14 protein-coding genes are annotated in these 19,505 nt (G+C 46.7%); 8 read left to right on the top strand and 6 right to left on the bottom strand.

All coding sequences use genetic code 11. The features are described from left to right. Positions 1-16: 16 nt before the first annotated feature. The 4 genes from EAI83_RS14925 to EAI83_RS14910 all read left to right on the top strand — a co-directional run bounded on the left by EAI83_RS14925 (position 17) and on the right by EAI83_RS14910 (position 6,999). Positions 17-1,717 carry an AAA family ATPase gene (locus EAI83_RS14925; protein WP_129975951.1) on the top strand — a complete coding sequence of 567 codons (1,701 nt, stop codon included), beginning with the start codon at positions 17-19 and terminating at the stop codon, positions 1,715-1,717. A gap of 128 nt (positions 1,718-1,845) precedes the next feature. Further along, positions 1,846-3,234: a phosphoglucosamine mutase gene (gene glmM / locus EAI83_RS14920; RefSeq protein ID WP_129975949.1), complete on the top strand. Its 1,389-nt coding sequence runs from the start codon at positions 1,846-1,848 to the stop codon at positions 3,232-3,234. An 81-nt stretch (positions 3,235-3,315) separates the two neighbouring features. Next, positions 3,316-5,154, top strand: coding sequence for a glutamine--fructose-6-phosphate transaminase (isomerizing) (gene glmS / locus EAI83_RS14915; RefSeq protein WP_110102076.1), 1,839 nt, complete (start codon positions 3,316-3,318; stop codon positions 5,152-5,154). A gap of 219 nt (positions 5,155-5,373) precedes the next feature. After that, positions 5,374-6,999, top strand: a complete 1,626-nt coding sequence (locus EAI83_RS14910; protein ID WP_129975947.1) for an LCP family glycopolymer transferase — start codon at positions 5,374-5,376, stop codon at positions 6,997-6,999. A gap of 121 nt (positions 7,000-7,120) precedes the next feature. Here the strand turns inward: EAI83_RS14910 and rfbD are convergent, their stop codons facing one another. From rfbD to EAI83_RS14890, 4 genes are all read right to left on the bottom strand, one after another. Next, positions 7,121-8,053, bottom strand: a complete 933-nt coding sequence (rfbD, locus tag EAI83_RS14905) for a dTDP-4-dehydrorhamnose reductase (RefSeq protein ID WP_092069245.1) — start codon at positions 8,051-8,053, stop codon at positions 7,121-7,123. After that, on the bottom strand, positions 8,050-9,084 hold the full coding sequence (gene rfbB / locus EAI83_RS14900; protein ID WP_015525710.1) for a dTDP-glucose 4,6-dehydratase: 1,035 nt from the start codon (positions 9,082-9,084) through the stop codon (positions 8,050-8,052). The genes rfbD and rfbB overlap by 4 nt, the downstream gene beginning before the upstream one ends. Before the next feature lie 93 nt (positions 9,085-9,177). Then, positions 9,178-10,074: a glucose-1-phosphate thymidylyltransferase RfbA gene (rfbA, locus tag EAI83_RS14895; protein WP_015525711.1), complete on the bottom strand. Its 897-nt coding sequence runs from the start codon at positions 10,072-10,074 to the stop codon at positions 9,178-9,180. Between the two features lie 129 nt (positions 10,075-10,203). Then, on the bottom strand, positions 10,204-11,385 hold the full coding sequence (locus EAI83_RS14890) for a MerR family transcriptional regulator (protein WP_021976536.1): 1,182 nt from the start codon (positions 11,383-11,385) through the stop codon (positions 10,204-10,206). A 233-nt stretch (positions 11,386-11,618) separates the two neighbouring features. Here EAI83_RS14890 and EAI83_RS14885 point away from each other — a divergent pair, with 233 nt between their 5' ends. Together EAI83_RS14885 and EAI83_RS14880 are read left to right on the top strand one after the other, a co-directional pair. After that, positions 11,619-12,617 (top strand): acyltransferase, encoded by a 999-nt coding sequence (locus tag EAI83_RS14885; protein ID WP_129975945.1) that lies wholly within the window; start codon positions 11,619-11,621, stop codon positions 12,615-12,617. Positions 12,618-12,787: 170 nt separating this feature from the next. Next, entirely contained in the window at positions 12,788-13,498 is a 711-nt protein-coding gene (locus EAI83_RS14880) for a hypothetical protein (RefSeq protein WP_129975942.1), read from the top strand. Positions 13,499-13,584: 86 nt separating this feature from the next. Here EAI83_RS14880 and glgD read toward each other — a convergent pair whose 3' ends face one another. Together glgD and EAI83_RS14870 are read right to left on the bottom strand one after the other, a co-directional pair. Beyond that, positions 13,585-14,706 carry a glucose-1-phosphate adenylyltransferase subunit GlgD gene (gene glgD / locus EAI83_RS14875; RefSeq protein ID WP_015525715.1) on the bottom strand — a complete coding sequence of 374 codons (1,122 nt, stop codon included), beginning with the start codon at positions 14,704-14,706 and terminating at the stop codon, positions 13,585-13,587. Position 14,707: 1 nt separating this feature from the next. Then, on the bottom strand, positions 14,708-15,847 hold the full coding sequence (locus EAI83_RS14870; protein WP_129975940.1) for a glucose-1-phosphate adenylyltransferase: 1,140 nt from the start codon (positions 15,845-15,847) through the stop codon (positions 14,708-14,710). A 356-nt stretch (positions 15,848-16,203) separates the two neighbouring features. Between EAI83_RS14870 and EAI83_RS14865 the strand changes: the two genes are divergently transcribed. Both EAI83_RS14865 and EAI83_RS14860 read left to right on the top strand, forming a co-directional pair. Continuing rightward, positions 16,204-16,857 carry a DUF3786 domain-containing protein gene (locus tag EAI83_RS14865; RefSeq protein ID WP_129975938.1) on the top strand — a complete coding sequence of 218 codons (654 nt, stop codon included), beginning with the start codon at positions 16,204-16,206 and terminating at the stop codon, positions 16,855-16,857. A 159-nt stretch (positions 16,858-17,016) separates the two neighbouring features. Continuing rightward, positions 17,017-19,505: putative bifunctional diguanylate cyclase/phosphodiesterase (locus tag EAI83_RS14860; protein ID WP_243113520.1), on the top strand; the 2,489-nt coding region annotated here is incomplete at its 3' end.

Here is a 19,505-nt window from a genome sequence, read left to right as displayed (position 1 = left end):
GAGTGGAACGCGGAATATGAAGAGACCGAAGCTACCGGTGGGAATTGAGAATTTTCAGGAAATTCGTCAGGCGGATTTTTATTATGTAGATAAGACCAGGCTTATCGAACAACTGATCGATCAGTGGGGGAAAGTAAATCTTTTTACAAGACCTCGGCGTTTTGGGAAAACATTGAATATGAGTATGCTTCGTTGTTTCTTCGAGATCGGGGCAGATGAAGCGCTGTTTGAAGGTCTTTATATTTCCCGGAAACAAGAACTGTGTGAACAGTATATGGGGAAATTTCCGGTAGTGTTTTTATCACTGAAGAATGTTGATGGACTTACCTTTGAGAATGCACGCTATCAGCTGACAGAACTGGTAGGCAGAGAGGCCAGTCGTTTTCTGTTTTTATTGGAGAGTGACAGACTGACAGAAACGGATAAAGATATATATCGTACATTGATCTCTGTGGAGAATGGCCGATATTCTATGGATGAAAATATTCTTTCTTCTGCGTTGCAGATATTGTCTCAGCTGTTGCATAAGCATTATGGGCAGAAGACGATCATTCTTATAGATGAATATGATGTTCCTCTGGATAAGGCTTTTCAGCATGGATATTATAAAGAAATGGTGCTCATGATACGCGGTGTGTTCGGACAGGCACTTAAGACTAACGATTCTCTGTATTTTGCAGTATTAACAGGGTGTCTTCGCGTGTCTAAAGAGAGTATTTTTACAGGACTTAATAACTTCAAAGTGCTTTCGATCACGGATCATCGATTTGATGAGCATTTTGGTTTCACAGATGATGAGGTCTGCAGATTGCTTACAGCATATGGCATGGAGGATCATCTTTCCGAAACAAAGGAATGGTATGATGGATATCATTTTGGAAATACGGATGTGTACTGCCCATGGGATGTGATCAATCATGTAGATTGTCTGCGTGGGAATCCGGATGCGGAGCCGCTGTCTTACTGGATCAATACCAGTGGGAATGAACTGGTAAGGAGATTTATTGACAGGGCAGATAAGACTACAAGAGATGAGATAGAGCGTCTGATCGCAGGTGAGTCTATTGAGAAAACGGTTCGTATGGAGTTGACCTATGATGAAATCGATAACAGTCTGGATAATCTCTGGAGTGTATTATTTACTACAGGATATCTTACACAGGCAGGGAAGACCGAACGGGGAGTGTATCGTCTGACCATTCCGAACAGGGAGATAAGAGAAGTTTATGTGCTTCAGATAAAGGAATGGTTTGACCGCGCAGTGCTGAAAGAGGCGGAGCCGACGAAAAATCTGCTGAAAGCAATAAATGAAGGGAATGCAGGTGAGATTGAGGAACGCCTTACAAAGATTCTGGGAAATACGATCAGTATTTTTGATACAAAAGGACGAAATGAAGAAAAAGAAATTTTTTATCATGGACTTTTGTTGGGGCTTTTGCGTAGTGATCCAAACTGGCTTGTTCAGTCTAATGCGGAATCTGGAGATGGTTTTGCAGATATTCTGGCAGAACCGGAAGATCCGGATGCCGGGATCGTTATCGAGCTGAAGTATTCTCAGACTTTTTCAGGACTGCAAAATGCATGTGAAAGAGCGCTGGCACAGATCAGAGAAAAGCGGTACGATGAACGGTTACGTAATGAAGGAAGAAATAATATTCTGGCGTATGGAGTTGCTTTTTGTAAGAAGCGATGTAAAGTGGCTGTTCAGAGGCTGTAAATCTGCTGGAAATATAGATAATATTATTGATGTTCATACAGAAAGATAAGAACAATTCTGATCGATCTGTATGACACATCAATATATAAGATAAGTTATAAATATTAACACACAAAGGAGAACAAGAAATGGGAAAATATTTTGGTACAGATGGCTTCCGTGGAGAAGCGGGTGTTTCGTTAACTGCAGATCATGCATTTAAGATCGGGCGTTTTCTGGGATGGTATTATAATGAGCTGCGCAGAAGAGCGGGGGAGACGGCTGCGGCCAGGATCGTGATCGGCAAGGATACCCGACGTTCCAGCTATATGTTTGAGTATTCGCTGGTTGGCGGACTGGTGGCGTCCGGAGCGGATGCTTATCTTCTCCACGTGACAACAACGCCGTCTGTGGCTTATGTTGCCCGTACCGATGGCTTTGACTGCGGTATCATGATCTCTGCCAGCCATAATCCTTATTATGATAACGGGATCAAGCTGATCAACGGCCAGGGTGAGAAGATGGAGGAGGAGATCATCGCTCTGGTGGAGGATTATCTGGATGACCGTCTTCAGCTGTTCGGAGAGAAATGGCATGAGATTCCTTTTACAAAGGGCGGTGAGATCGGCAGGACGGTGGATTATTCGGCAGGCCGGAACCGTTACATAGGATATCTGATCTCCTTGGGAGTATATTCCTTTAAGGGAATGCGGATTGGACTGGACTGTGCCAACGGAAGTGCATGGAATATCGCAAAGGCGGTTTTTGATGCGCTGGGAGCGAAGACTTATGTGATCAATGCTGAGCCGGATGGTACCAATATCAATAACAATGCCGGTTCCACCCATATCGAGGGTCTCCAGAAGTTTGTAGTGGAGAAGGGACTGGATGTTGGCTTTGCCTACGACGGAGATGCGGACCGCTGTCTCTGTGTGGATGAGAAGGGAAATGTGGTTAGCGGGGATGCGATCCTTTATGTGTACGGCCGTTATATGAAGGAGCGCGGAAAGCTTCTCACCAATACGGTTGTGACTACGGTAATGTCCAATTTTGGCCTTTACAAGGCTTTTGATGCTCTTGATATCGAGTATGCGAAGACTGCAGTAGGGGATAAATATGTTTATGAATATATGATGCAGAATGGCTGCCGTATTGGTGGTGAGCAGTCCGGGCACATTATTTTTTCCAAGTATGCATCTACCGGGGATGGCATCCTTACAAGTCTGAAGATGATGGAAGTTATAATGGCAAGGAAGAAAAAGCTCAGTGAGCTTACTGCTGATCTGGCGATCTATCCCCAGGTTCTTGAGAACGTGCGTGTCCATGACAAGGCAGCAGCGCAGGCAGATGTGGATGTGCAGGCAGCAGTAGAGAGTGTGGCTGAGGCGCTTGGAGACACCGGAAGGATCCTGGTGAGAGAATCCGGCACAGAACCTCTGCTTCGTGTTATGGTAGAGGCAGAGAGTGAGGAGCTTTGCAGAAAATATGTGGACCAGGTGGTTGAGATCGTCCGTAAGAAGGGGCATGTGGCAGAGTGATGTCCTGGATGCAGACCGCAGGTGTCTGAAGAACGGAGCAGTCAGAAGAATATAAAAATGCAATAAGAGGAGAAAAAAATCATGTGTGGAATTGTAGGTTTTACAGGCAGGCATCAGGCAGCACCCATCCTTCTGGACGGGCTTTCCAAACTAGAATACAGAGGATATGATTCCGCCGGCATCGCAGTGCGTGACGGGGAAAAGGATATTGAGATCATTAAGGCGAAGGGCCGTCTGAAGGTCCTTCTGGAGAAAACAAACGCAGGTGAATCTGTTCCGGGTATGTGCGGGATCGGTCATACCCGCTGGGCAACTCACGGAGAACCATCAGAGGTCAATGCCCATCCTCATGTCAGTGATAACGGAAATGTGGCAGCTGTGCATAACGGTATTATCGAGAATTACCAGGAGCTGAAGGAGAAGCTTCTCCGCAGGGGATATTCTTTTTATTCTTCCACAGATACGGAGGTTGCTGTGAAGCTGGTGGATTATTACTACCAGAAATACGGCGGATCTCCGGTTGAGGCAGTGCGTCATGCCATGGTGCGTATCCGTGGTTCCTATGCGCTGGTAATGATGTTCCGTGATTATCCGGAAGAGATCTTTGTAGCGAGAAAAGACAGCCCTATGATCCTGGGTGTGGAGAATGGAGAATCCTATATCGCATCGGATGTTCCTGCGATCCTGAAGTATACAAGAAATGTTTATTATATCGGAAATCTGGAGCTGGCATGTGTAAAACCGGGTGAGATCACTTTTTACAATCTGGATGGTGAGGAGATCGAGAAGGAGCCTAAGATCATTGAGTGGGATGCAGAGGCAGCGGAGAAAGCCGGTTTTGAGCATTTCATGATGAAGGAGATCCATGAGCAGCCGAAGGCAGTCGCAGATACACTGAATTCCGTTATCCGGGAGGACAAGCTGGATCTGACAGAGATCGGTCTGGATGATGAGAGGATCCGCAGCATCAGCCAGGTTTATATCGTGGCCTGCGGCTCTGCTTACCATGTGGGAATGGCTGCACAGTATGTGATCGAGGATCTTGCAGGTCTTCCGGTGCGTGTGGAGCTTGCTTCGGAGTTCCGTTACCGGAAGCCGCTTCTGGATCCTGCCGGCCTGGCAGTGATCATCAGTCAGTCCGGTGAGACTGCGGACAGTCTGGCTGCGCTTCGGGAATGTAAGGAGAAGGGGATCCGCACGCTGGCTATTGTCAATGTGGTGGGCTCTTCCATTGCAAGAGAGGCGGATCATGTATTTTACACACTTGCAGGACCGGAGATCTCGGTTGCTACCACCAAGGCGTACAGTACACAGCTGATCGCTTCCTATGTGCTGGCATTGCAGATGGCACTGGTCCGCGGAAAGATCTCAGAGGAGCAGTGTGAGTCCTACATTAAGGAACTGAAGACACTTCCGGACAAGATCGGCAGGATCATCGAGGATAAGGAAAGGCTTCAGTGGTTTGCCTCCAAGCAGGCCAATGCAAAGGATATCTTTTTTATCGGAAGAGGGATCGATTATGCCATCAGCCTTGAGGGCAGCCTTAAGATGAAGGAGATCAGCTACATCCATTCTGAGGCGTATGCGGCTGGCGAGCTGAAGCATGGCACCATTTCCCTGATCGAGGACGGCACCCTTGTGATCGGTGTCCTGACACAGCCGGAGCTTTATGAGAAAACAGTCAGCAACATGGTGGAGTGCAGGAGCCGTGGAGCGTATCTGATGGGGCTTACTACGTTTGGAAACTATAATATCGAGGATACTGCAGATTTTACGGTTTATATCCCGAAAACAGACCCGCATTTTGCAACTTCTCTGGCAGTGATCCCGCTGCAGCTTCTGGGTTACTATGTCAGTGTAAATAAAGGTCTGGATGTGGATAAGCCGAGAAATCTTGCCAAGAGTGTTACCGTGGAATAAGGAGATCCATTTCACAGAAGGAACATTTTAGCGGCAGTTCCGTGACATCGTGAGAGCATAAAAGGATCATGATATCACGGAACTGTTTTTGCATTTGGCGATTTACGATATTTCTTGCTTTTATCAGTAAAAAAGCGTAAAATGATTAGGATATTTGAATCTGTACAGAGAGTGTCCATATGTAATATTCTCTGTACCATCAAAAATGGAGGATTGCATATGAGAAAAATGGGGAAACATATCCCAGGGCTGATCGTGACGCTTGTGGTTCTGATCACAGCAATCGTATTTGCGGTCATGCTTCTGAATATGAAGGTGATCCCGACGAAGTTCATTGCAGTGATCGGACTGGTAATGCTGGTCCTGATCGTGATCGTCGGGGCGCTTGTATGGAGTACGGATGGTAAGATAAGATTTGTAGTGGGAGTGATCCTGGCAGCAGTTTTTGCAGCAGTATTCATTCTCGGAAGTATGTATGTTTATAAGACACATTCCACACTGGCAGGGATCTCCGGTGTGAACACAGAGATTACGGAGGTCGGCATTTATGTCCGTGCAGATGATTCTGCAGATTCCATAGAGGCTACAGCAGATTATGTGTATGGTGTGCTGACAGATCTTGACAGAGCCAATTCGGACAAGGCTATCCAGGAAGTGGATTCCGAGACAGGCAAGACTGTGCAGGTCCAGGAGTATGCAGGACTTACAGAGCTGGTTGACGGTCTTCTGAACGGACAGACAGGTGCGATCGTGCTGAACAGCGCATATTTAAGTGTTATTGAAGAGATGGATGGATATTCCGATATTTCTTCCAGGATCAAAGAGCTGACCGTGAAGAAGGTGGAGACGACCATTGAGCCCCAGGAGACAGAGGCGAAGGCTGAAGAGCGTACCAATGACGGTTCTGTATATACCATCTTTATCAGTGGTATCGACAGCCGCAGCGGCCTTGTTGCAAAGAGCCGAAGCGATTCCAATATCATTGCTACGGTAAATACAGCTACCAGACAGGTGCTTCTGGTTTCCACACCTCGTGATTATTTTGTACCGCTTTCTATTTCAGGCGGACAGAGAGATAAGCTGACACATGCAGGTATCTATGGTATCAATGTATGTATGGATACTCTGGGAATGCTTTATAATGAGGATATCAACTATTATTTCCGTATCAACTTTGCGGGATTTGAGCAGCTGATCAATTCGCTTGGCGGAGTTACTGTTTATTCTGACTATGACTTTGATTCCAAGAATGAGACAGGATATCACTTCAATCAGGGAGAGAACTACCTGAACGGTGAGCAGGCTCTGGTATTCAGCCGTGAGCGTTATGCCTTTAAAGAGGGCGACCGTCAGCGTGGCAAGAACCAGATGGCAGTGATCAAGGGTGTGATCAACAAGGCTCTTTCACCGGAGCTTCTGAAGAATTATTCTTCTGTTCTTTCCAGCATCCAGGGATGCTTTGAGACCAATATCTCCTACGAGGAGATCGCCAGACTGCTCCAGCAGCAGTTGAACAACGGCGGTGACTGGAACATCGTAAGCTACAGTGTAAATGGTACCGGTGACACACAGAAGCCGTATTCTATGAGCCAGAAGGCTTACGTTATGATTCCGGATGAGTCTACCGTTCAGAAGGCGGAGGCCATGATGAAGAAGGTTCGTGACGGAGAGACTGTTTCCCAGGAGGAGGCAGACAGTGCAACATCAGCGGCAGCAACTACGGATAATGATGCACAGGCAGCTGCAGAGGGAAGTACAGCAGAAGCGCAGGGTGAGACTGCAGATGCCACACAGAATGGCACAGCAGATGCCCAGGCAGCAGACGGAACTGTTGCACAGCAGTAAGATAAAATTATTAAATTTTAGCATAAGAACAGCCGGGGAAGCGTAAAGCTTTCCACCGGCTGTTTTTTCATGAGAAACAGAACGAAAAAAAATCCACCGGCGATCACCGATGGATTTTTTTTTACAGGATCTCTTTCAGATATCTTTCCAGGGCATCCTGCCATGTTGGAAGTGGCTGAAAGCCGTTTTTTACAAGCTTGGATTTATCCAGGCGGCTGTTGAATGGACGTACAGCCTTGGAAACGCCGTACTCTGCAGTTGTGACAGGAGATACCTCTACTTTTTCGTATTCCTTGTGGCCGAGGGCAGCAGCCTGGCGGAAGATCTCTTTAGTGAAATCATACCAGCTGATGAAGCCGCCTTCGTTGGTTGCGTGATAGTAGCCGTATTTCTCTGTCTCGACCATGTCTACCAGAAGACGTGCAAGGTCGTAGGTGTAGGTCGGAGTTCCGATCTGGTCACTGACTACGGTAAGCTTGTCATGGGTTTTTCCCAGATTTACCATGGTACGGATAAAGTTTTTGCCGTTTTTGCCGAATACCCATGCAATACGTACGATAAAGAATTTATCTACAGTGCCGGATACTGCCAGTTCACCGTCAAGCTTGGTCTGACCGTATACGTTCTGTGGAGCGTAGTCCTTGCAGTCTGGATCCCATGGTGTGGTTCCCTGGCCGTCAAAAACGTAGTCTGTGGAAATATACATCATCTTGATGCCAAGCTCCTTGCAGATGTCCGCAATGTTCTGTGTTCCTACAACATTGACAAGACGTACCTTCTCACGGTTTTCCTCGTCCTCTGCAGCGTCTACGGCTGTCCATGCGGCACAGTGTACCACTGCATCAGGCTTTACCTCACGGATGGTTTTTGCTACCGCTTCTTTATCTGTGATATCAAGCTGCACATAAGGCATGGTGGTAACAGGAGTACCATCAGCGATGCCGCTGTAGGAAGGAGCAATGTCACTTCCTACGCCTTCATGTCCACGGCCGGACAGTTCATTCATTACGTCATGGCCAAGCTGGCCGCCAACACCTGTTACGAAAAATCTCATGCTTTAACCTCCTCGCGGTTTCCATACATTTTTTCGTAGTAGTTCTGATACTCACCGGAGATGATAGTTTCCCACCATTCCTTGTTGTCAAGGTACCATTTGATGGTCTTTTTGATTCCGTCTGCGAATTTTGTTTCAGGAAGCCATCCAAGCTCGTTGTGGATCTTGGTCGGGTCGATAGCGTAGCGCATGTCATGGCCTTTACGGTCTGCTACATGTGTGATCAGGCTTTCCGGTTTGCCAAGCTCCTTGCAGATCAGTTTTACGATATCGATGTTTTTCATCTCGTTATGTCCGCCTACATTGTAAACCTCGCCTACACGTCCTTTGTGGATGATCAGGTCGATGGCACGGCAGTGATCCTCAACATAGAGCCAGTCGCGGACATTTTCACCCTTTCCGTAAACCGGGAGTGGTTTGTCGTTCAGAGCGTTGGCGATCATCAGCGGGATCAGCTTTTCCGGGAAGTGATACGGGCCGTAGTTGTTGGAGCAGCGGCTGATGGTCACAGGCAGGCCGTAGGTTCTGTGGTATGCGAGAACAAGAAGGTCAGCACCTGCTTTAGAGGAGCTGTACGGGCTGCTTGTATGGATCGGAGTTTCCTCTGTGAAGAAGAGGTCCGGTCTGTCAAGCGGAAGATCTCCGTAAACCTCGTCTGTGGAAACCTGATGATAACGCTGGATTCCGTATTTACGGCAGGCATCCATGAGAACAGCAGTACCCTTGATGTTGGTGTCAAGGAATACCTCCGGGTTTTCGATGGAACGGTCTACGTGGCTCTCAGCTGCGAAGTTTACCACGATGTCCGGATGCTCCTCTTCGAAAAGCTTGTAAACAGCGTCACGGTCTGTGATGCTTTCCTTTACAAAGCGGAAGTTCGGCTTGTCCATGACCGGTGCAAGAGTGGAAAGGTTTCCGGCATAGGTCAGGCAGTCCAGGCATACGATACGGTAATCCGGATGAGCCTCCATCATATGAAAAATAAAGTTGCTTCCGATAAATCCGGCGCCGCCGGTAACGATGATTGTCATAAAAAATCTCCTTTATAATAAATGATTGATCTTATACGGATTCCGTCGAAACGGAGTCCGCAGGTAAATGCAGTGTCGGAAAATCAGATCGGCTTAGTGAAGCGCGTCCAGATATTTTCCGTCCAGAACATCCTTGAGATACTGGCCATACTGGTTTTTCTTAAGGATTTCGTAAACCTTGAGCACGTCCTCCTTTGTGATCCAGCCATTTAAGTAAGCAATCTCCTCAAGGCAGGCGATCTTGCGGTGCTGATGCTGCTCCATGGTTTTTACGAAGTTGGTTGCCTCTACAAGGCTTTCGTGTGTACCGGTATCCAGCCATGTGAAGCCCTGGCCCAGAAGCTCAACGTTCAGCTGTCCCTTCTCAAGGTAGATACGGTTCAGGTCAGTGATCTCAAGCTCGCCTCTTGCGCTTGGCTTCAGATTTTTTGCGTACTCTACAACCTTGTTGTCGTAGAAGTAGAGACCGGTTACACAGTAGTTGCTTTTTGGCTTTTCCGGTTTCTCTTCAATGGAAACAGCTTTTCCGTTCTGGTCGAATTCCACGATGCCGAAACGCTCCGGATCATCTACATAGTATCCGAAAACAGTGGCACCTTTGCCTGTTTCTGCATTGTCTACAGCAGCTTTCAGGCGCTTTTTGAGGCCATGTCCTGCGAAGATGTTGTCACCAAGGACCATACATACGGTGTCGTTGCCGATGAATTCCTCGCCGATGATAAATGCCTGGGCAAGTCCGTCCGGGCTTGGCTGTACAGCGTAGGTAAGGTTGACACCGAACTGATGGCCGTCACCGAGAAGCTCCTCAAATCTCGGGGTATCCTGCGGGGTGGAGATGATCAGAATATCACGGATGCCTGCGTTCATAAGAACAGACATAGGATAGTAGATCATCGGTTTGTCAAAGATCGGCAGAAGCTGTTTGGAGGTCACCATGGTAAGTGGGTAAAGACGTGTTCCGGAGCCTCCGGCTAAAATAATTCCTTTCATATGTTTTCTCCTTTGCGTGATGATGTGCAGCATAAGTCGTGCCTGCACATAACTTTGTTACTGTAACTGTATTATAAAAGGTGACGCAAGGTCACCTTCAAGAGCTTTTTTCATATTTTTTATTTTTGGCTATTTTTCACAAAGAAATACGCCGGCATCCTTGGTAATGCGGAATCCTTTGGCAGTTTTTCTGGCGGTGTAGGCCCGGAATTCCTTGTAACGGTCTAGGATATACTGATTCTGGTTGCCGTGGCAGGAGAGGACGTAGGAGATCAGCGGCTCCGCATCCTGGACCAGAAGGCAGTCTTCATAAGAAAGCCACTGAGCCTTTGGGAAAAAAGGCGCCAGGATACTCTGGCCGTTTTCACGTCCGAACCGTTCATAAAGCCGGTCTGCGGAAAGCACGATCCGTTCATCAAAATCCTGCACCAGCTGGCTGACCTCCTGCATATGTGCCTTTCCGTAAGCACTGCAGAGAAATCTTCCGCCGGGAGCGAGGACACGGCGGACTTCCTTCAGGACGGAGGGAATATCATCACAGTAAAAAAGCACGTGATTGGCGATCACCAGATCAAAGCTTTCGTCCTTGCAGGGGATTTTTCTGCAGTCAAAGGCCCGGAATGCAAACCGGGTATCCGAGGAACCGATGGCTCGTCTGGCATCGCGGAGCATACCGCTGGAAATATCGGAAAGTGTGATGGAGATATCCTCCGGTAGAAGGGAAAGGTTGTCGGTCCATAACGTTCCGTCCCCGCAGCCCAGCTCCAGAATACGAAGACCAGGTGAGATCCGGCACTGCTCAAAGATCCAGGGAAACCATCCCTGTTTGTTCTGGGAGTACAGGCTGTGGAGATTGATCCTGGAGGAAATGTTGGTGGCATTCTGATACTGATTCTTGAGGCTTTTTTCCATGCCGGTCAGGTGGATCAGGTTCAGCATCTGGCTCCAGTCAATGGTGTGCTGTTCCTTTATCATCTGTGCGGTATCCTGGATTGCTTTTTCCACCAGCTGCATCTGTTCGATCCGGTCACGGACCAGACGAAGCTGGATATTCAGAGAATTCAGCATGAAATGATAATCGGAATCACCGATGGTCATTTCACGGATGTCATCCAGGGAAAAGCCCAGGTATTTCAGAAGGAGGATCTGCTGAAGCCTTGCAAAATCCTCGTCTGTATAAAAACGTGCGCCGGATTCGGTGACGAGAGAGGGTTTCAGGATATCCTGTTTATCATAATAGCGGACAGTACGCAGAGTTACGTGTGCCATGCGTGCAAATTCGCCGGAAGAATAGTAGCCGTCTTTTTTCATAAAAAATAGAATCCTTTCTGAGGAAATAACAAACATCCTGTCATAGAAGTCATAAAAGAATTATAATTCAGATCCGGAAGCCGTACAAGAGTAAAACGTATAAGAGCAAACCGTACAGGAGAAAAACAGCATTGACAAAATTCTGCTGGTTTGTTAGTATATCGTTTCGAAAAAAAGGAACCCCGGAATCATATTTCCGGGATAAGCGTTCGATATAAAAAGGAGTAATTTTTATGCGAAACCGTACTCTGGATATGGTAAAGGCGATCTGTGCTTATGCAGTTGTGCTTCTTCACGTCCATTTTCCGGGAAATGCCGGAATCATAGCCAATGTACTTGCTAGATTTGCAGTACCTGTGTTTTTTATGGTATCCGGATATTTTTGTTTCCGTGGCGATGATACGGAATTTATAAGAACCGGAAAAAAGATCCGGCATGTTCTGAAGCTGATGCTTGTGGCATTTCCGGTCTGCTGTCTGTGGGAGCTGATCCAGAATTACATCGACGGAGCAAGCCAGAAGGAATGGCTGGAAGCCCTGGTTTCGGGGGAACATATCCGCCAGTTTCTTCTATATAATAACAGCTCTCAGGTGAAATGGCATCTGTGGTTTCTCCCGGCACTGCTCTATTGTTATCTTCTTTTTGCCTTGGCAGCAAGATTCCGGATTTGTAAGCAGGCATATGTTCTGATACCGGTGCTTCTTCTGATCCATTTCGGAATGGAGGAATTTTCGACCTTCCTGTTCCCGGAAAAGCATTTCCGTGTTATGCAATTTCGAAACTATCTGTTTACCGGATTTCCGTTTTTTATGTTGGGACATCTGATACACAGACATCAGGAAAAGCTGGAAGCCTGGTTTGCCGGAAAAAAAGTGTTTCTTTTGTATGGCATGGCAGCTGGCGGCGGGATCGCAAGTCTGCTGGAATACCGGTATTTTGGCAAACTGGAATTGTTTCTGGGTTCAGTATTTATGGCTGTTGGCCTTTTTCTCATTGCGATCATGGGAAAGAATCGGAAAGTGCCCGAGCTTCCGGTAGCCATCGGTCAGAAATATGCATTTTTTATTTATCTGTTCCATCTCTGTGTGGCGGATATCCTGAAGGATGTGGCTGTGGCAGCTGGAATTGAGAAAAATCTTTTATATCTGTGGATGAGACCGGTGATGGTCTGTGTTCTTGTGACTGCTGTGGCGGTAATGTATGGATATGGAATGAAGATCTGCCGGAAATAGAAGAGTTTATGGTATTTTCATATTTATGCGCTGTGATTTTGTACCAAAATATGCTAAAATATCCTTTATTAATAAGTCACAGCACCCACCCGGAGGATGCGGGGAAAGCGACTGGAATATCCCGCTTCAGGGTAAAAAATACTGAGACATGAAAGAAAAAGGAGATTTTTATGGATTTACAAAACAGAGCGGAGGCCGGCAGTGACGGACACGATGAGAGTGTACTGAATCCGGAGATGCCCAACGAAACTGATCTGACGAAGAAGGAACGCCGCCGGATCGAAAAAGAGAAACTGAAGGGAATGGGAACAGGTAAGAAGATTCAGTATATCTGGATGTATTATAAGATACATATGCTGTGCGTGCTTCTTGCCATTGGCGGAGTCTGTCTGGGAGTGAATATTTATCGTCACGCACAGATGAAGACGGTGCTTTCCATTGCGGTGGTGAATGCAGGGAATTATGACTCTGAGAAGGTGGAAGAGGATGTTTTGAAGACACTGGGAACAGAGGATAAATATGCAGAAGTCAGTGTGGCGCAGAATCTGATGACGGACGAGACAGGAGAGGATTTTGATTACTATGCCAGGATCGCATATGTGACGGAAATCCAGAGTGCTACCGTTGATGTCCTGATCATGCCGAAGGAACTCTATGAACATGAGAAGGACAGCGGAATGTATGCAGATCTCAGGGAAACGTTTGGAGATGAGGTGTTTGAGTCTCTGGGCGCTGTGGATGATCAGCATCTGGAGCTTGACGGCAGCAGTAGTGTTGCTCAGGAATTTGGCCTGAGATATGATCCGGTGTGCATCTGCCTTCCGGGTAATGTGAAGAATAAGGATAATGCGTTGAAATGGATCCAGTCTGTTCTGAAATGATGGATCCATATGCTTAGCTGAGTACAGAGATAAATAAGGCCTCCGGTTCGTAACACAGGAACCGGAGGCCTTATTATATATGAATATTACAGTGTATCGTTACGTTTGATGTATCCTGGCTCATCCGCAGGACGGATGATCTCCTTGGCATGCGTGATCTTGGCATGCTTGTCTACCACCAGATTTTCGATATGGACATTCTCACCGATGGTGCAGTCTGCAAGAACTACACAGTTCTTGATAACAGCGCCCTTTTTGATGGTACAGCCACGTCCGACAATGGAATTCTCTACAGTTCCCTCGATCATGGAGCCGTTGGAAATAACGGAGTTGGAAACATTGGCTGTGTCAAAATAATGGGTCGGACAGGAGTTGTTGGTGCGTGTATAGATCGGCCAGTTATCATGGAAAAGATCGGTTGCAGTTTTGTAGTCGATCAGATCCATATTTGCATCGTGATAGCTCTTGAAATCAGTGATCGATGCAAAATATCCGCGATGAGATATACCACGCACATCCAGCTCACCGTCTCTGCAGCCGGCATTGATCACGTCTGCAAGGGTATAAAGAGAGGAGATCTCTTTTGCCTTATGGATGAGGCTGATGAAAAGCTCCTTGCTCATTACGTAGGTATCCATGAAAATGTTGCGGTTCTTTGCATTGCCGTGGTTGTGCTCAATGGAGAGAACACCCTTCTGACGGTTCAGGTTCAGGATGTGGCAGTTCAGATAGTTCTCCTTGGCATTATCAACGGAATGATAAAGCATGGTCACATCTGCACCGGATTCGATATGGGCATCGATCAGCTTGGAATAGTCGGTGGTGTAGATCATGTAATTCGGAGCGATAACAACATACGGATAATGAACTGCTTCGATGCACTCCAGATTGGAGTAGTAGTTGTCGATATCGGTGTTATAGATATCGTTGACTCCGGAATGCTCTGAAAAGAGGAGTTGGAGATTACCGCTCTTGGAGTTGATGTTGTAGTGACGTCCGGTTCCGAGATGTTCTACAAGAGAACGGGGTTTGTTCTTTACATAGACCTGAATGTACTCAATTCCGCTGTTGGTCATATTTGAGATCGGGAAGTCGATGACACGATATCTTCCGAGAAATGAAAAGGCGCCGATCGCACGGTAGTCCTGAAGCCCCTCCACATGGATATTTCTTTCTGAGGAATTCACGATTCCAAATGCTTTAAACATATTACTCAGCCCCCTTTACACGTTTTGATACAAGTTCGATGTGCTCACTGTCCTTGGAACCGACACGAGCATTGGCACCGATCACGACTCCGTCTGCAACGAGAGCACGCTGGACAACGGCACCTGCTTCAACAACAACACCCGGCATCAGGACACTGTCGATGATCTTGGCACCAGGACCGACCTTGACGCCTGTGAAAAGTACGGAGTTGGTGATCTCACCTTCTACAACACAGCCCTGAGTAATGAAAGCAGTGTTGATCACAGCTGTATCACAGATATACTGTGGAAGAGAGGTAGCATCCTCAGTGTAGATTTTCCAGGTAGGATCGTTAAGATCCAGTTCACTGTTAGGACTGAGAAGATCCATGTTTGCTTCCCAGAGGGAATCGATGGTTCCTACATCCTTCCAGTAGCCTTTGAACTTGTAGGCGTAGAGTGCCTTGTCCTGTGCAAGGAGTGTAGGGATGATGTCTTTACCGAAATCGTGATTGGAATCCGGATTTTTGATATCTGCCAGCAGGAGCTTGCGCAGAAGCTTCCAGTTGAATATGTAGATACCCATGGAGGCAAGATTGCTCTTCGGGTGTTCCGGTTTCTCTTCAAATTCTACGATGCGGTCATCTTCACCGGTGTTCATGATACCGAAACGGCTGGCTTCCTTCATGGGAACCTCGATAACTGCAATAGTCGCATCTGCCTTATGCTGGATATGGTCATCAAGTATCTTTGCATAATTCATCTTATAGATGTGGTCACCGGAAAGGATCAGAAGGTATTCCGGGTTCTGTGAGTCGATGAAATCAATATTCTGAGAGATCGCATCAGCTGTTCCACGGTATACATCCAGACCGGCATCAGCCTTCTCACGTGGAGGAAGTACATAAACTCCGCTGTCCTTGGCATCAAGGCCCCAGCGGCCACCGGCTGCTACATAGCTGTTCAGTAAAACTGATTCATACTGTGTCAGTACACCTACGACATCAATGCCGCTGTTGGCACAGTTACTGAGCGGAAAATCCACGATACGGTATTTACCGCCATAACCAACGGCTGGCTTGGCAACTTTATTCGTCAACTCGTGAAGACGACTTCCTCTTCCACCGGCCAGGATCATTGCTAACATACTGTTTTGTTTCATGGCGAATCCTCACTTTCATTTCTTGTTTACTGCCAGGTGTCTTTAACCATAAAAACAATAAACTTTGTTAATATTATACACCTTTAAAAAAAGAAAATCCAGTTTTTTGTGCAAAAAAACGTTATTTTTATATTGGGAAATTAGACGGATTTGGGAAAATTGATGGATGATCTGTCGAAAAAAAGAAACGCTTAAGAAGGTTCCGGGATGCTGAAAAAACAGTAACACTGAAAATAGCCGGATTTCGGATACATCGCCGAAGATTCTTGCGGAAAATGTGAAAGCAGTGTATTCTGTAAAAAAAGTCCGGAATACAGCGGAGAAAGGATATCGATATCAGACAGGGAGAAGACAGGATGAAAGAAGAAAGAATTTCCAATTATGTAAAACTATGTGAAGAGTGGGCACAACGCTTTTTGAAGATGAATCAGGCAGATCTGCATAAACGGGTGCCGGAACTGAAGGAAGAAAACGGGTTTCTCACGATCATTCATTTCGGAAGAAGATATGGGGTGAGTCTGGAAGACGGCAGTATCCGGAGCCTGGATGGACAGAGAGAACCGGATACTACGGAGATGCTGAATATTTATACGCTTCTGGGGTATGCGAAAGAGGGGGCTTTTATTATGGATAAGTGGGTCCCTTTTGCAGATCTCAGGAATGCAAGACCATTTGCGCCGGCGTATCAGATCGGAGAGACGGATGTGTTCAGTGCTACATTTTCCGGCCATGAAAAGGAATTGAGGGAGGCGTTTCAGAAGCTTGACGGCAGGGAACTGCCCCAGGGTGATGTGGGATATGAGATCAGGGCCTTTGACTGTATGCCTATGAGATTCTTTTTCTGGGAACGGGACGAGGAGTTTGAAGCACAGGGAAATATCCTGTTTGATTACAGTGCCACAGATTTCAATCATGTGGAGAGTGCGGTATCCATAGCAGATTCCGGAATCAAAAGGCTTGCGGAGCTTGCCGGGGTTCCGCTCAGGGGGAAATCTTTTCAGATGCGCTGATAACCGAAATATAATAAAACCAATATGAAAAATAAATAATACGAAAGATAATTGCAGTTATCAGAAAAATCGTATATAATGAAGGAATATTTAAGGATTTTGAGACAGTAACTGTCACGAAGGATCTATGAGAAATTTACGAATCCGGAGGTGATGCTCGTGGGGAAAAATGCATCGGGAATGTATGTCATAGATGAGGATTATAAGATTATCAGCTATAACCTGGCAGCACGTGAGATCTATCCGCAGCTGAAGAGGGGCGAGAAATGCTATCACTGTCTGAGAAACAGAGAAACTCCCTGTGAGATCTGTCCGGTCGTTAACGGGATCAAAGGTCCGAAGAATTATCTGGAACCGGGACGGAATATCCTGCGTTCGGTTGATGCTGTGGAGATTCCGCTGGAATCCGGCGGGACAGGACATGCCCTTGTTTTTTCGGATACAGAGACGAATGATGAGATCAGCAGCGGAATGATGGAGAATCCGATTCTTATGGGGATCATTAATGTTCTCGGAAAAAATTTTATCAATATCTACTCTGTTGACAGAGAGACTCATAAGGTCCAGGTATGCCGCTTCCAGGGGCAGAGTGGAGCTTATGGGGAGGAGGGACTTCGCAGGGATGAATCCTATGAGAAGATCATGGATATTTATATTGAGAGCAGTGTTGCGGCAGAGGACAGGATCCGGATGCATCAGATGATGGATTTTGAGAAGATATGCCAACGTCTTACAAGGATTCCCCAGTTGATGGTACATTATCGTGTACGCCGAAGCAACGGGAGGATTGAATATTTCTATGTGAAATGTGCCAGGGTAGGAACGGCTGAGGATTTTCAGACCGTGGTGTTTGCTTTTGCCAATGAGGATATGGATGTACGGTACAGTGAGATGGAGGCCATACTGGAACCAGGAGGAACAGCATCCGGAAGAAAACTTCTTATTGTAGTGAATGACGAGACGGATCGGAAAGCGCTTACAGAACATCTGGAGGGCAGTTTTGAGGTTATCTCTGCGATGAATGAAGCAGAGGGGATGAAGCGTCTGTCTGAGAATTACAAAACCCTTTCTGCAATTCTTCTTGATATGAGTGTGCCGGTATGTGATGAATTTCAGTTTCTGGAGCTGATCCGTGATGATGTGATGCTGACCTCTGTGCCTGTGATCATCATAACCGGAAGTAACCGGTTGGAGGATGAGGTGCGATGTCTGGAACTGGGAGCAGTGGATTTTGTACGGAAACCGTATAATGTCCGTATATTAAAAAGTAAGATCAACAATGTGATCAAGCTGAGAGAGTCCGTGATGGTACTCTCAGCTCTGGAATATGATGATCTTACAGGGCTTTATATCAGACAGGCCTTTTTCCATCATGCAAAGACGCTGATGCGCTTTAATACGAATCAAGATTTTCATGTGGTGGTGGCAGATATAAAGAACTTTAAATGGATCAACGGAACCTATGGAGAGAAGACCGGTGATCAGGTTCTTACCTATCTGGGAGATACGTATAGAAATCAGGTTCGCTACGGGACGGTGGGCAGATATGGAGGAGACCAGTTTGTAGCCATCATATATGGAAAGAAAGAGATCCGTATGGCAGATATAGAGAAATTTATCCACAGGGTCGAGAGTGGAGCACCGATTCCTAATCTGGTGGTCAACTATGGGGTCTATGAGAATGTGGATAAGACACTGCCTTTTACCCTGATCTGTGACAGGGCTTTTCTGGCCATGAAGAGTATCCGGGATGACTATGAGCACCAGATCGCTTTTTATGATGATGAGATGAGAAAGAGGCATATCCGTAACGGACAGATGGAGAATGCTTTCGTGGAGGCTATACGCAATGAAGAATTCGTAGTCTACCTGCAGCCGAAATACAGTGTGGAGACAGAAGAGATCGTTGGGGCGGAGGCACTGGTGCGCTGGAAGAGAGCGGGAGGAACTATGGTTTCGCCGGGAGAATTTATCCCTCTTTTTGAGAAGGATGGTCTGATCGTACGCCTTGATGAATATGTTTTCCGAAAGGTATGCAGCATCCAGGGGGAACGTATAAGATCAGGGAAAAAGATACTTCCGATTTCGGTGAATCTGTCACGTGCCAGTATCCATTACGATAATATGATCTGTCGTTATGTGAAGATCGTGGAAGAAAATGGCATTCCGTTTTCTTCTGTTCCCATTGAATTGACAGAAACTGCTGCGTTGTATAATGATCGGATCAGTAAGCTCATAGAGAAGATGGTGGATGCAGGATTCGAGCTGCATATGGATGATTTTGGCTCCGGCTATTCATCTATGACAAGCCTGAACCAGTTGCCATTCGATACTCTGAAGCTGGATAAAAGTCTGATCGATTACATAGAGAATTTTCGTGGGCAGCAGGTGATCCGTCATACCATTTCGCTGGCACACAGCCTTGGAATGAAGGTTCTTGCCGAGGGCGTGGAGAAAGCAAAACAGGTGGAGATCCTGCGAAGCCTGAGCTGCGATGAGATCCAGGGCTTTTATTATGCACGGCCTTTGCCGTGGGAAAACTTTGAAACAAAGGTTATAAGAGCAAAAGAGGGGGCTGTCGCACTAACGTGCGGCAGCTCATTTTATATTCAACACAAAACGCCGGACTTCGAAAAGCCCGGCGCTTG

The organism is Blautia sp. aa_0143, assembly GCF_004167315.1.
Lineage (GTDB): Bacteria > Bacillota > Clostridia > Lachnospirales > Lachnospiraceae > Blautia_A > Blautia_A fusiformis.
This window is presented reverse-complemented; position numbering and strand designations above follow the sequence as displayed.